This is a genomic window from Rossellomorea aquimaris, from assembly GCF_020172085.1.
Classification (GTDB): domain Bacteria; phylum Bacillota; class Bacilli; order Bacillales; family Bacillaceae_B; genus Rossellomorea; species Rossellomorea aquimaris_E.
The window spans coordinates 326869-339891 of sequence record NZ_JAIVAT010000007.1 but is presented as its reverse complement, the minus strand read 5'-3'; the positions used below and the strand labels follow the sequence as shown (position 1 = coordinate 339891).

The 13023-nt window shown below is 45.7% G+C and carries 13 protein-coding genes; 2 read left to right on the top strand and 11 right to left on the bottom strand.

The features are described from left to right. Window positions 1-74: 74 nt before the first annotated feature. Entirely contained in the window at window positions 75-1160 is a 1086-nt protein-coding gene (locus LCL96_RS14220; protein ID WP_224943459.1) for a sugar ABC transporter substrate-binding protein, read from the bottom strand. A 182-nt stretch (window positions 1161-1342) separates the two neighbouring features. Further along, window positions 1343-2974, bottom strand: coding sequence for a ribosomal protection-like ABC-F family protein (gene abc-f, locus LCL96_RS14215; RefSeq protein WP_224942106.1), 1632 nt, complete (start codon window positions 2972-2974; stop codon window positions 1343-1345). A 369-nt stretch (window positions 2975-3343) separates the two neighbouring features. Between abc-f and LCL96_RS14210 the strand changes: the two genes are divergently transcribed. Further along, window positions 3344-4117 carry a TerC family protein gene (locus tag LCL96_RS14210; RefSeq protein WP_224942105.1) on the top strand — a complete coding sequence of 258 codons (774 nt, stop codon included), beginning with the start codon at window positions 3344-3346 and terminating at the stop codon, window positions 4115-4117. A 494-nt stretch (window positions 4118-4611) separates the two neighbouring features. Here the strand turns inward: LCL96_RS14210 and LCL96_RS14205 are convergent, their stop codons facing one another. The 6 genes from LCL96_RS14205 to pdaA form a co-directional block, all read right to left on the bottom strand. Next, entirely contained in the window at window positions 4612-5043 is a 432-nt protein-coding gene (locus tag LCL96_RS14205; RefSeq protein WP_224942104.1) for a hypothetical protein, read from the bottom strand. 3 nt (window positions 5044-5046) lie between these two features. Further along, the gene (locus LCL96_RS14200; protein WP_224942103.1) at window positions 5047-5241 is read right to left on the bottom strand and encodes a helix-turn-helix transcriptional regulator; all 195 of its coding nucleotides are present in this window, start codon (window positions 5239-5241) and stop codon (window positions 5047-5049) included. Between the two features lie 171 nt (window positions 5242-5412). Beyond that, window positions 5413-6534 (bottom strand): NADH-dependent flavin oxidoreductase, encoded by a 1122-nt coding sequence (locus LCL96_RS14195; RefSeq protein WP_224942102.1) that lies wholly within the window; start codon window positions 6532-6534, stop codon window positions 5413-5415. 151 nt (window positions 6535-6685) lie between these two features. Further along, entirely contained in the window at window positions 6686-8086 is a 1401-nt protein-coding gene (gene rlmD, locus LCL96_RS14190; protein ID WP_224942101.1) for a 23S rRNA (uracil(1939)-C(5))-methyltransferase RlmD, read from the bottom strand. A gap of 15 nt (window positions 8087-8101) precedes the next feature. After that, window positions 8102-8971, bottom strand: coding sequence for a DNA-3-methyladenine glycosylase family protein (locus tag LCL96_RS14185; RefSeq protein ID WP_224942100.1), 870 nt, complete (start codon window positions 8969-8971; stop codon window positions 8102-8104). A 168-nt stretch (window positions 8972-9139) separates the two neighbouring features. Then, entirely contained in the window at window positions 9140-9913 is a 774-nt protein-coding gene (pdaA, locus tag LCL96_RS14180) for a delta-lactam-biosynthetic de-N-acetylase (RefSeq protein ID WP_224942099.1), read from the bottom strand. A 123-nt stretch (window positions 9914-10036) separates the two neighbouring features. Between pdaA and LCL96_RS14175 the strand changes: the two genes are divergently transcribed. Continuing rightward, window positions 10037-10183, top strand: a complete 147-nt coding sequence (locus LCL96_RS14175) for a hypothetical protein (protein ID WP_224942098.1) — start codon at window positions 10037-10039, stop codon at window positions 10181-10183. A gap of 45 nt (window positions 10184-10228) precedes the next feature. Here LCL96_RS14175 and LCL96_RS14170 read toward each other — a convergent pair whose 3' ends face one another. The 3 genes from LCL96_RS14170 to LCL96_RS14160 form a co-directional block, all read right to left on the bottom strand. After that, window positions 10229-10801, bottom strand: a complete 573-nt coding sequence (locus tag LCL96_RS14170; protein WP_224942097.1) for a DUF4825 domain-containing protein — start codon at window positions 10799-10801, stop codon at window positions 10229-10231. Between the two features lie 132 nt (window positions 10802-10933). After that, window positions 10934-12490 (bottom strand): fumarate hydratase, encoded by a 1557-nt coding sequence (locus LCL96_RS14165; protein ID WP_224942096.1) that lies wholly within the window; start codon window positions 12488-12490, stop codon window positions 10934-10936. A gap of 71 nt (window positions 12491-12561) precedes the next feature. After that, a complete protein-coding gene (locus LCL96_RS14160) occupies window positions 12562-13008 on the bottom strand; it encodes a GNAT family N-acetyltransferase (protein ID WP_224942095.1) in 447 nt (148 codons plus the stop codon). Window positions 13009-13023 lie beyond the last annotated feature (15 nt).

Here is a 13023-nt window from a genome sequence, read left to right as displayed (position 1 = left end):
AGTTAACCCCCTTTAACAAAAGCAATGACAATACGGAATGGCGGCGGACATCCCGGCCACCATTCCGCTTACTGTTATTCTTTTAATCCTGTGAATTCTTTCGCTTCGTAATATCCTGAGTCGATCAGCTCCGCTTTCACGTTGTCTCCATCAACCACGATGACTTCTGTTTGCTTCGCTTCTACATCTTTCTTACCATTGTCATAAGAACCTGTTGTTTCAGGTGTTTTTCCATCCAGTACATCAACGGCAATACCCATTGCATCCGTTACGAGCGTACGAACATCCTTGAAGACCGTCATGGACTGCTTGCCATCGATCACATATTGAACAGACGCTTTCTCCGCATCTTGACCTGTCACAACGAAGCTTGTTACGGCCTTGTCTGAAGCAAATACATCGGCGATGGAACGAGCTGTACCATCATTCGGAGCAAGAACGGCCACATCACCCTTCATATCTGCACCTGCAGCTGTCAGATGTGTTTGTGATTTGTTCTTTGCTTCGTTTGGATCCCAGTTCGTTGTCACCTGTCCTAGGATTTTACTCATCTCGTCACGGCTTAACTCAGCTTTGTCTTTAAGTGATTCCGCTTCACTTGAATTGGCGATCTTGAAAGTGCCATCCGCGATTTTCGGTTGAAGCACATTCCAAGCTCCTTCAAAGAACAAGAACGCATTATTATCAGAAGCTGCACCGGCATACAGATAAAGTGGTACATCCTTCCCTTCAGCGTGATCGATCAAGTATTGCCCCTGTGCTTCCCCAACGGCCACGCTATCAAATGTTACATAATAATCAACTGCATCTGTATTCGTAATCAGACGATCATACGAAATGACCGTAATACCTTCCTTCTTCGCTGACTCCACAGCAGCAGCTGCTGCATCCCCATCCTGTGGAGTGATGATCAGCACGTCGATCCCTTTGTTGATCAATGTTTCTACATTTTCTTTTTCCTTGGCAGAAGAACCTTGGCTGAACAGGATTTCCGTTGTATACTCGGAATCCTTCAACGCATCTTTAAAGCGCTTTTCATCCTGAACCCATCTAGGCTCGTCCTTAGTAGGTAAGACGATCCCCACACTGACACCTTTCTTACCACCTGTACTGCTGCTGCCACAGGCCGCAAGCATACCCACAAATAGAATGAGAACCATTAACAATGAAAACTTCTTCACTTCATACTCCCCCTTTGTTATCAAGCTCAAGGTTAATTATATGGAGAATTCAGAATGTTTGTAATCGCTTTCACTAGTACTCTTTTGGTATTGTCTGGACTTTTTTGGTGTAGGTCATAAAAAGAGGGACGTTCCGATTTCGAATCGGAACGTCCCTTTTGTTACTTCAATTCATTGATCTGTTTTGTTAAATCGATAAACTTCTTGTCGAGATCTGCATACTCATCATCCCCCGGAAGCATGAAACTCAAGCGACCCAGCACTTCCTGTCTGTCGGTCTCAAGTTTCATGCGCCTTTCTTCCTTGTCATCCCGTTCAGCTGGGAGTTCATCCAGCTGTTTCGCTATGGCTCCGTTCTCAATGACAAGCTTGATTTCCGTCGTTTTTTCAAGAAAATAACGGTCATGGGACACAACGATCAAGGTCCCATTGTACTCGGACAGAGTTTCCTCCAGCTGTTCCCGGGAAGCAAGATCAAGGTGGTTCGTCGGTTCATCCAGGATCAACACGTCTTTTTCCTCGAGGATATATTTCATTAGCTTCATCTTCACCCTCTCCCCCATGCTCAAATTCCGGATCGGCGAATGCCAATGGGAGTTCTGGAATCCAAGATGCTTCATTAGTGTCTGTACTTTTCCTCTTTCAGTAAAGGTTTCTTTATGGAACATCTCCCCCGGTGTCTGATCAAGGGGTAGATCGAATACTTCCTGTGTCAGATATCCGATATTGGCTGAAGGCGACATCCATACCTCCCCCCCGGCGACTTCCATTCCCATGAGTATCTTCAAGAGCGTCGTCTTTCCGCTTCCATTCGGTCCGGTGATCGCAACCTTTTCTCCATGTTGGATGGTAAAATGGGCGTTTTCGAATAAGGTCCGTCCCTCGAACGATTTTTTCAGGTTCTTTACTTCGAGGAAGCGTTTCCCGGTTTTGTGGGGGGATCGGATGGAGAATCGTACGGTATGCTCCTCTTCAACCGCTGTCACGTTGGCTCTATCAAGTTCCTTTTCCAAGCGTTTTTGCTTGGATTTGACCTGGGTGTCCATGCGTTTAGCTTTGACGCGGTAATGTTCTTTATATCCTTCCTGTTTCGTTGACTGGGCGTGGGCTTTTTCAGACCAGGAGGTGAGCTCTTTCATCTGGTTCTCAATCCGCTCCACCATTTTCTGTTGTTTTTCATACTCCCGTTGTTGAGTCAGCCTTTTCTGCTTGCGGGCCTCCATGTAGCTGGAATAATGGCCTTTATGCTCAATAATTTTCTTTCCTTCGATGGACCAGATCTTCGTCACGGCTTCATCCAGAAAATAACGGTCATGCGACACGAGCAGGATCGTACCTTTATACTCTTTGATCTGTCTCGTCAGAAGCTCCATACTTTCTTGATCAAGATGATTGGTCGGCTCATCCAGTAGGAGCAGGTCTGCTTTCTCAGAAAACCCTTTAGCGAGTCTCGCCTTCAGTTTTTCTCCCCCGCTTAACTGTTGGAATTCCTGCTTCGGTACCTGCCATTTCTCCAGCAGCTTGACTTGTGAAGGAATCATTCCTTCTATGGAATAGGTTTCGGTTTCCTGCTCCACCATGGTCATACTCACATCATGATGTAACCACTGGATCTGGCCCTCTGTAGGAATTCTATCACCTGCAATCAATTGGAGAAGCGTCGACTTTCCTGCTCCGTTCACGCCGATGATTCCGATGACGTCCCTTTCCTGGACGCTTCCATTCACCTCATCCAATATCTTCCCGTCCATCCCTTCATAGCTTATATTCAATAATTTCATGATCTCTCTCATAACATCTTCCCCTCTCTTTGAAAAAGGGAGAACAAAAAAATCCTCCCAATGATTCTGGAAGGATTAGCCGGCAACGTACACAAAGAAAGCTATCAAGTATCAATAGCAAAAAACGCATATAAAAATGGGCAGACTAATCCTATTTAGGTTGATTTGAAATATGGAATTTCAAACGTCTCGAAAATAAGATTAGTTCTTCATCGTCCACCCATCACCCCTGTCATATTTAGTAAATTTACTATACCATGAAAGTCGCAGTTGTTAAAAGCCCTTTTTGAATCGTATTAGATGGAAAATAAGTGGTAAGATAAAATAATAAGAACTTTTTCATGAAATCCTTGGCTTACATTGTAGATGGGAGCGATACGCTTGGAATCAATTTGGTTGGAATACGGATGGACATTATTAATCCTTATCGGTCTCGAAGGATTATTATCAGCAGATAATGCCCTTGTTCTCGCGGTCATTGCGAAGCATTTGCCTGATGATGAAAAGAAAAGAGCCATTAAATACGGGATCTTCCTGGCATTTGCTTTCCGGTTTGTCGCCCTGTTCGCGATTTCCTTCATCGCAAATGTTTGGCAGATCCAGGCGATCGGCGCAGCGTACCTGCTTTATTTGGGTCTCAAACATGTCATCACAGCAAAGTTCGGGAAGGATAATGAGAAGAATCAGGAAGAAACGGAAGAGAATGCAGCCGGTAAAGGATTTTGGCCGACAGTCGGGAAAATTGCCTTGGCGGACCTGGCATTTGCCATCGATTCGATCCTCGCAGCTGTCGCCCTTGCCCTCGGTCTTCCCGATTCTCCACTCGGGGACTTCGGAGGCATGGACGGTGGACAATTCATCGTGGTGGTTCTTGGCGGGATTGCCGGATTGATCCTGATTAAGTACGCGGCAACCTGGTTTGTTCAGCTGTTGGAAAAACGACCGGCACTGGAAACGACGGCTTATGCCATCGTCGCCTGGGTCGGGGTGAAACTTGCGGTCATCACCCTTGCACATGAAGATATCGGGGTGCTTAATCATGATTTTCCACATAGTACCCTGTGGACATTCATTTTCTACGGAGTACTTGTAGGCATCGCCTTGTTGGGTTGGTTTACTCCCGGCAAAAAGGGTTCTGAGCAGAATGTGGTGTAAAAAGCAATGAAAGAGAAAAGAGGATGGGACAAAAGGGTTTCTACTAAAGAAAAAAACGAACGATAGATTTAATATAAATCTATCGTTCGTTTTTTTAATTTTGCGTTCATGGATAATTCATGTATTTAGCACTTTCTAGCTGTTGATTGGAGTGCAAGACGAAGACTCCTGCGGGAAAAGCGGAGAGATGAGACCCCGCAGGAGCGACAGCGACGAGGAGGCTCATCCGAACGCCCGAGGAAAGCGAAGTCTTGTACGGAAATCAACAGCGGTGTATCAAATGATCCTAAAAAACTCATATTGAATGTTCGTCTTTAGAGTGAAGTAATTTTGTTATGTCCCAGCCTTTTTTTGAAAATCTATTTCTTTCTTCTTCTTAAAATAATGACTGTGGTTAATACAATAATGAGTAAAAACATTCCATTGGCCATTTTTACCTCCACCTCTCTTCATGTATTTACTTCCACGACCATAAGGAATAACATCTGATCCTCTTACGTTTCTTTCGTGATATGTCGAAACATCAATGGAGCGAACAAGGATAAAAGCAGAATACCCAGCGTAATCCACCACCCGATTGATTCGAAGATATCCTCCGGAATGATAAATGAGTATCCCAAATACGATAGAAACAAAACCCCTTGAAGTAACTTAAGGGCTTTGGCATCGGCTTCATTTTTCTCTGCTACCACTCGTTCATCGGTCTCGGACACAAGAACATTGAGATCCTTTTTTATTTTCAATAGTTTGAGGAAAGAAGCCAGGGCTGCGCTAAAAGGAATGAGGGAAAGGGCTAAGAGGGATTTGTTGGCGAATGGAATATCCGATATTTCGAAAATGAACCACGTGACTAAAAGGGCCATGCTGACAAGCAACGATACAAAAATGGTCCATTTTATTTCTTTCACAATTTTTTCAACACTCATTCTTCATTCCTCCCAGAATAAATCATTTAACGTCTTATTCAGTGCTTTACTAATATCAACACATAGCTTCAGACTAGGGTTGTATTTGCCGGCTTCGATTAAATTAATGGTTTGCCTAGTCACTCCAACAATCCTTGCCAATTGTTCTTGAGATACATCAGATTCAACGCGGGCTATCTTCATCCGTTTATTCTTCAAGGAAATTCATCTCCTTCCATATATATACTATTATTCAGATTACAAAATGTCAATTATAATTGACATTTTGTAATCTGTTTTGTGCGGATTTCATAAAGTTACCGTCGATTCAATAAAAAAAAAGAAAATGACGTGTCGGATGGCACGCCATTTTCTTTCAAAGGTTAAATCTTATACTCCAGGGAACCAGCCCGGAGCGCTCATAATCGCATTCCATAACGGATCAGGAACGACCAGTTCCTCCTGTTTTCCTTTATCAATCTCCGTCACAATTTCATCTTCTTTTCCTTCTTTGATCTTCTTCAGCCAATCAGGATCGATGATCAGTTCACGTCCGAGAGCGAGTAAAGGAACACCTGAACCGAATGCTTTTACGGCATCATCCGCAGAATAAATCGAACCTACCCCGATTAGTGGTGTGCGGTCGCCGATTGTTTCCAACAGATAGTCGATTCTTGCTTTCTCAAGATCCTCCACATCTTTTCTTGGCTTCGAGAAGAAGTCGAACAGGGATACATGAAGGTAATCCAGGTCCTTATTTGCAAGGGCATCCACGAGAGTTAGAGTATCACCCATTGTGAACCCGTTGTCTTCAGGCTCCTCCGGTGAGAAACGGTAACCTACTAAGAAAGATGGGTCGGCATGCTCAGCGACCACGCTTTTCACTTTATCCACGACGGCAAGCGGGAAAGTCATGCGATTTTCCAGGCTGCCTCCGAAACGATCTGTACGTTGGTTCGTCATCGGTGAGAAGAACTGATGAATCAAATACCCATTCGCTCCGTGAATCTCCACGCCATCATAGCCTGCTTCAATCGCGCGGCGGGTCGTCTCACCGAACGCTTCGATGATATTTTCGATTTCTGCTTCTGATAATGCTCTTGCTTTTTGCTCTCCGTTTTCACCCACGACATCACTCGCACTCACCACATCTCCGTCAGGAACCAGATCTGGTGGGCATTGTACACCCCCATGGAAAATCTGGAGAACCGCTTTTGCCCCCTGAGCTTTTATACCTTTGGCCAATCGTTCAAGGCTTGGGATCATTTCATCCGTATCCCCTCCAAACTCACCAGGGAACCCTTTTCCATCAGCTGTTACATAAGTACAGGCCGTGATCACCATGCTGACATCTTTTGAACGTCGCTCATAGTAGGCAACCTCCGCATCCGTGACATTGCCCTTCTCATCCGATGAAAAGTTCGTCATCGGTGCCATGATGATGCGGTTCTTTAATTCCACACCGTTTTTAAATGTATAGGGAGATAATAACTCTTTGTATTTGCTGTTCATGTTTTTGCCTCCTTGTGGTTGTTCAAGGGAAATGTTAATAGAAGAATCCGTTTTTGAACAGACATCTGCTTGGAGGGTGTGTTGGCAAGAGCTAAAATGGGTATCCCTCGATGATTGAGGGATACCCATTAAAAAAAGAATGTAAAGTTTTTTATTTAAGAACCAGCTTTGCTACAACCTCCACATGCGCAGTCTGCGGGAACATATCTACCGGCTGTAAGTATTCCACCCGGTACTGCTTCTTCAAATAATCAATGTCTTTCGCAAGAGTCGATGGATTGCACGATACATAAACAAACGTCTTCGGTTTCACTTCTTTCAACGTATCAAGAAGCTTATTGTCACAACCGGTCCTCGGCGGGTCCACCACGATGACATCGGGACGCCAGCCTTCGTTTTTCCATTTTGGCATAAGGGTTTCAGCGCCGCCGACGAAGTATTCGGCATGTCCGACTCCGAATTTCTCTGCATTCTTCTTTGCGTTATCGATTCCTTCCTTGATGACGTCCATGCCGCGGATTTCTTTCGCCCCGTCCGCGAGCCACAGGCCGATGGTACCGACACCACAGTAGGCATCGACGACTTTTTCTTCACCTGTGAGTGCCGCTGCTTTTTTTGCTTCGTTATACAGCTTGCTTGTCTGAATCGGGTTCAACTGGAAGAATGCGCGGGCTGAGAGTTCGTACGTGAACTCTTCCAGACGCTCTTCAATGCTTTCCTTTCCTGACAAGTGGATTGTTTCATCTCCGAATACAAGAGCCGTTTTCTTCGGATTAATGTTTTGTGCGATGGAAACGACTTCAGGAAGACGCTTCTGGATTTCATTGATCAGCAGTTCCTTGCGTGGAATTTTCTTTTCTGATGTGACGAGCACAACCTGAACTTCCCCAGTTTCAAAACCGACACGTGTGACGATCGTTTTCAGGATCGGCTTTTTCTTGTTATCATCAAAAACTGGGATGTTGAAATCGTTGATGATCCGCTTGATTTCCGTGGTCACTTTATTCGTGAGCGGGTGTTGGACGATACACTCGTCGATGTCGATGAGCTTGTTGGAGTTCATACTGTACAAGCCTGCGATGGCCTTGCCATTTTGAGTCCCCACTTGGAACTGACTTTTGTTTCGGTAGTGCCACGGGGTGTCCATGCCGATCGTCGGACGGATGTCCATGTCTTCAAGCTTGAGCTTTGTGTGACGCTCAAGGGATTGAAGGAGGATATCACGTTTCGCGTCTAGCTGGCCTTCATAGGACAGATGCTGAAGCTGGCAGCCTCCACATTGCTCATAGACCGGGCATGGGGCTTTCGTGCGCTGTGGTGACTTCTTCCGGTTTTTTTTGATACGGGCTTCGGTGAATTTCGGATGGACCTTGGTCACTTCGACGACCACTTCTTCACCTGTGAGAGCTCCCGGAACGAAGACGATCTTGCGCTTGAAGAAACCGACTCCCTCCCCGTTGATGCCGATTTTTTTTATAGTCAGAGGAAACTGTTGTTTCAGCTCGATTTTCACTTCTTTATTTTGTGGCTTTTTTGCGTATTGTTTTTTCATTGGTTCACGTCCGTTCTATTCGATACTTCTCCATAAATACAGTGATGCATAGCTTAAATAAGGATGCCAGGATGCGCTCAGTTCATCCAGCTCGTCCATCGTTGGTTTCTGCTCCATCTGAAATAGTTTCTTGATGGCGTTTTGGATGCCGATATCCGCTTTTGGGAATAAATTCGGTCGGCCGAGTCCAAATAGCAGGAAGCTTTGGGCCGTCCATGGGCCGATCCCGCGGATTTTGGTCAGTTCTTTGATGACTTCTTCGTCAGGTTGAACGGCCAGTTGACTTAAGTCCAGTTCACCGCTAGACACCTTCTGCCCGATTCCGATCACATACTCCGCTTTACGCTGGCTGAATTGAAGTTCCCGTAGTTCTTCCACCGTTAGTTTCGCTACTTTTTCAGGAGAGGGATAAAACCATACTCCGTCCTTTTCCCAACCGTATTTGGTGACAAAACGATGGGTGAGGGTGAAGGCGAATTTCAGGTTCAGCTGCTGGTGGATGATGCTTTTGATGATGGTAGCGAACGGATCGAACTCTAGGATGATCGGAGTTCCCACATGTTCTTCGAAAATCGGCTTCAGATCGGTCTTCAGAAAATGTGCATGCATGTCGTGGAGACCGGTTTGCCATTGAAAGAGATCGGAAATGCGTTGATGCTTCTGTTCGAGATTCTCGTCGTTTTCAAAGGTGATGCTGAACTCAGGCTCGTCCGTTGTGCCTTTTGCCTTAACCTCAATGACCTCACCCTTCCCATCAGGGAGATAATAAGGGACCTTCACACTTCGGTCCTCCTGTTCCACCGCATTCAACGGATCCAGAGCCAGCCTCTCCAGCACCCGATCAAAATCATACGGACCCTCAATCTTCACATTCCTCACTGCCATAACCCTCACCCTTCCGTACAAAACTTGTATGTGTATTATAGCACATAGCCGAAGGAACAGAAGAGGGACGGACCTTTAAAAGGTCCATCCCTTAATCGAAAAGGTATTCATTTTAGGGACGGACCTCATTTCCTAGGACCAGGTCCTAGGAATGAAGGTCCGTCCCTCTTATTTCATCATCGGATGCTCGTCGAGGCTTTTGAAGGTGTAGCCCCGTTTTTTGAGGTCCTGAATGGCTTTTTCTAGGGCGTCTGCGTTGTCTTTGGAGACGGAGTGCAGCAGGATGATGGCACCTGGATGAGCCTGGGCCATGATGTTGTCATAGGAATATTTCCATCCTCTTTGCTGATCGGTCTTCCAGTCAATGAAAGCCAGTGACCAAAATACGTGGGTATAGCCTTCCTCTTTTGCAATTTGAAGCGTGCGTTCAGAAAAAACGCCCCTTGGCGGACGCAGGTACTTCATTTCTTTCTGCCCGGTCAATTCTTTCGTTTTTACTTTCACTTTTTCAAGCTCTTCCCGGATCTTCTGATCGGAGCTTGCCGTAAAGTCAGGGTGATGCCAGGAATGGTTTCCGACAATATGTCCTTCTTTCACCATCCGTTTGACGAGATCTTCTGCACTGAGCAAATAGTGGCCCGTTACAAAGAATGTAGCCGGTACTTTTTCCTGCTTCAAGACATCGAGGATTTTTTCGGTATAGCCATTTTCATATCCGTTGTCGAATGTGACGTAGAGTACTTTTTTATCCGGTGATCCTTTATAGAAAGCATCGTACTTCTCAAGGAGCTGGTCATACGCTGCTCCCGCTTCTGGCTGTTCTTCATTTTGACTTTTCTTGAATCCCCAGCCGATCGGATTATTCGATACTGCATAAGCCTCGGCCGGTATGAGCAATACTAAGATTGCCGCTATAATCAACACTTTTAGTGATTTTCGCAAAGTTGAACCCTTCTTTCGCTTCCGTTTCCTTTAGTTTTTGAGAAGCGGAAGGATTCATGTGTACTAATAGTATCCATAAATGGGTTCATGCGGTGATTATGCTTTGATTCGGGACCGAGGCATATGTTGAATGGTGTGTTTTTGGGCTTTGTTGCGGCAGTTTCAGGTTTTGTTGCGGCACTTTTGACGATTGTTGCGGCACTTTCCCAATTTATTGCTGTACTTTTAACGGTTGTCGCGGCACATTCCAACTTATTGCGAAACTCCTAACGGTTGTTACAGCTCCAACTCCGCCCAACCCAGAGGTCCGTCCCTCTATTCAAAAAACGTTTGATACTTCGTCGCCATTTCGGTCAGTTTGCCTTCGTGATCTTTGATGAAGGTGGAGACGGCTTTTTTGTCCCAGATGTCTTCTCCTTTTGGAAAGTCGCTGAATTGCTTGGAAAGGCCTGCTACCATTTTGTCCCTGGAGACCGATACCATGGATTCATCGACGGTGAAGTGATATTCTTTCGCGTTGGGGACGAGGAGCGTCAGGTAAATGGCGTTGTAGTAGAAGTTTTTCCGGTTGACATTAGTCCCGTCGAACCAGTACTCATTCACATCGCTTTCTGACAGCTTCCCTTCTTTCTCAAAGCCGTAGGTCACCTTGACCATTTCACCGGAAAGGTCGATTTCCTTAATTGTTTCACCACCAGGCAGTTTTTGTAGGATCGCCTGAACTTTCGAGTTATCTCCTACATAGGTTCCGCTATTCTCCTTTAAAGTATCCAGGTTCACATCCTCGATGGAAGTAATATCCGCTTCTTTTTCAGGATTGGTGGCACACCCGGTCAACAAAATCATCAAAGTCAGAATCAACATGCCAAATAGTTTGTTCAAGATCATACTAATTCCTCCAGCTTTTGATTGTATCATATACGGATGAACGTCCTTTCAAGTTTCATTTCTTCACTTATATTAACATAATTACCCATAAGAAAAACCACCTCGCAGCCTGTACGAGGTGGTACCAATTTCTTATTTGAATACCTTTTCCTTAAACTGTGCCAGTTTTTCCAAGGAAGATTTATCAACTTCTTCATGAAGGCTGTTTCCGTGAGAATCCATCGTCACAACGGCCGTAAATCCTTCTACATTCAGATGCCACATTGCTTCTGGAATACCAAATTGCATCAGATCCACTCCGTCTACACCTTTGATGCAGTCTGCATAATATTGAGCTGCGCCACCGATGGCATTTAAGTACACTCCACCGTGATCTTTCAAAGCAGCAAGGGTTTTAGGACCCATTCCGCCTTTCCCGATCACAGCACGAATACCGAAGCGCTTCATGATGTCCCCTTGATAAGGTTCCTCACGAATGGATGTTGTCGGGCCTGCTGCCTTCACATGCCAGTTGCCTTCATCGTCTTTCAGCATAACCGGGCCACAGTGATAGATGATTTGACCAGCCAAGTCTACTGGTGCGTCGTTTTCGCTTAGATGCTTATGGATCGCGTCACGGCCTGTGTACATGCGCCCGTTGATTTTAACTACGTCTCCCACTTTCAGCTCACGGATTTTCTCTTCCGTTATCGGTGCTTCAAGAACGACCACATTTGGCTGTTCCCCTGAACTTGCCGCTGCCGTTTCAAGCTCGGCCACTGCTCCTTGAGTCAGGTCGATTTTGTCACCTTCCTGATAGAACCACTCGTCGATGCCGCCTGACTCCACATCCAGCTTCACGCCTAGACGTCGGAAGGCCCAGCAGTTATACGCAACAGATACGAAGAAGCTTGCAGGTATGCGGTTCATTACGCCAACTTTACACCCAAGAAGCGTTGTTTCCCCGCCGAATCCCATTGTACCGATGCCAAGCTCGTTCGCATTGTCCATCACGTACTCTTCCAGTTTACGAAGATCTTCGTTTGGATTCACATCTTCAACAGAACGGAATAGTTGTTCTTTTGCTAAGTCGTAACCGGAAGAACGATCTCCACCGATTCCAACTCCGATGAAACCAGCGCTGCAGCCTTGCCCCTGAGCCTGATAAACCGAATGCATCACGCATTTGCGGATCCCGTCGAGGTCACGCCCTGCACGACCAAGTCCTTCAAGCTCACACGGAAGGCTGTACTGAATGTTTTTATTTTCACAACCGCCGCCCTTTAAGATCAGGCGGGCATCGATATAATCCTTTTCCCACTGCTCAAATTTGATAACAGGAGTCCCAAGACCAAGATTGTCCCCTGAGTTTGCCCCAGTTAAAGAATCAACAGAGTTTGGACGAAGCTTTCCGTCCTTTGTCGCCTGTACCATGGCCGCATAAATCGCTTCTTTGATTTCAAGCTGATTGACGCCGACCGGTGTTTTTATTTTAAAAGTAGGAAGACCTGTATCCTGACAAATCGGAGATACATTGTCATCCGCCATTTTCACGTTATTCGAAATGGTATCAAGGCTCATCGCCGCACGCGTTCCTGCATTCTCACGGGCTTTCGCCGAGCGAATCGCGCGTCTGACATCCTTCGGCAGGTTCGTGGACGTTTCCACAATCAAGTCGTACATGCTTTGCTGTAATGTCTCTTTATTCATCGTTCTCCCCCTCAACCGTCTTAATTTTCATACATCATTATACTCCTATAAGATTGAGATTGAAAGGGATTTCACACGGGAATTTCCTTCTCGAAATAACACGAAACCTCGTCCTCTTCTATATATGTAAACCCGTTATTTTTATAAAATTGAATGGCGTCCGCCCATTGCTTATTCGTTTCAAGGATGAGCCTTCTTGCGCCAAGGGAGTGGGCTTTTTTCTCCAAATGCTGAAGCATGATACGGCCGATACCTCGTTTTCTATAGGAGGAAAGCACAGACATCCGGACAATTTGATAGGTGTGATCTGATTCTTTACGGATTGCACCGGTACAGATGATTTCGTCCATCTCTTTTCCTACAAAAAAATGATGCTGCATGCCGTCATACTCAAGTGTTATGTCATGGATATCGGGGTTCAGGGTATGATCGATGAATCCGAACCGCTCGAGGAAACCTGAGAGGATCACGTTTTTTGCCTGCTCGCTTTGGTGTTTTTCGATGGGTGTGATGATCATGGGGTGTCGCTCCTT

Coding starts and splice junctions, on each gene's coding strand:
- LCL96_RS14220 (WP_224943459.1), bottom strand. CDS start 1,160: ATGGTTCTCATTCTATTTGTGGGTATGCTTGCGGCCTGTGGCAGCAGC.
- abc-f (WP_224942106.1), bottom strand. CDS start 2,974: ATGAGAGAGATCATGAAATTATTGAATATAAGCTATGAAGGGATGGAC.
- LCL96_RS14205 (WP_224942104.1), bottom strand. CDS start 5,043: ATGAGTGTTGAAAAAATTGTGAAAGAAATAAAATGGACCATTTTTGTA.
- LCL96_RS14195 (WP_224942102.1), bottom strand. CDS start 6,534: ATGAACAGCAAATACAAAGAGTTATTATCTCCCTATACATTTAAAAAC.
- rlmD (WP_224942101.1), bottom strand. CDS start 8,086: ATGAAAAAACAATACGCAAAAAAGCCACAAAATAAAGAAGTGAAAATC.
- LCL96_RS14185 (WP_224942100.1), bottom strand. CDS start 8,971: ATGGCAGTGAGGAATGTGAAGATTGAGGGTCCGTATGATTTTGATCGG.
- LCL96_RS14175 (WP_224942098.1), top strand. CDS start 10,037: ATGTTGAATGGTGTGTTTTTGGGCTTTGTTGCGGCAGTTTCAGGTTTT.
- LCL96_RS14170 (WP_224942097.1), bottom strand. CDS start 10,801: ATGATCTTGAACAAACTATTTGGCATGTTGATTCTGACTTTGATGATT.
- LCL96_RS14165 (WP_224942096.1), bottom strand. CDS start 12,490: ATGAATAAAGAGACATTACAGCAAAGCATGTACGACTTGATTGTGGAA.
- LCL96_RS14160 (WP_224942095.1), bottom strand. CDS start 13,008: ATGATCATCACACCCATCGAAAAACACCAAAGCGAGCAGGCAAAAAAC.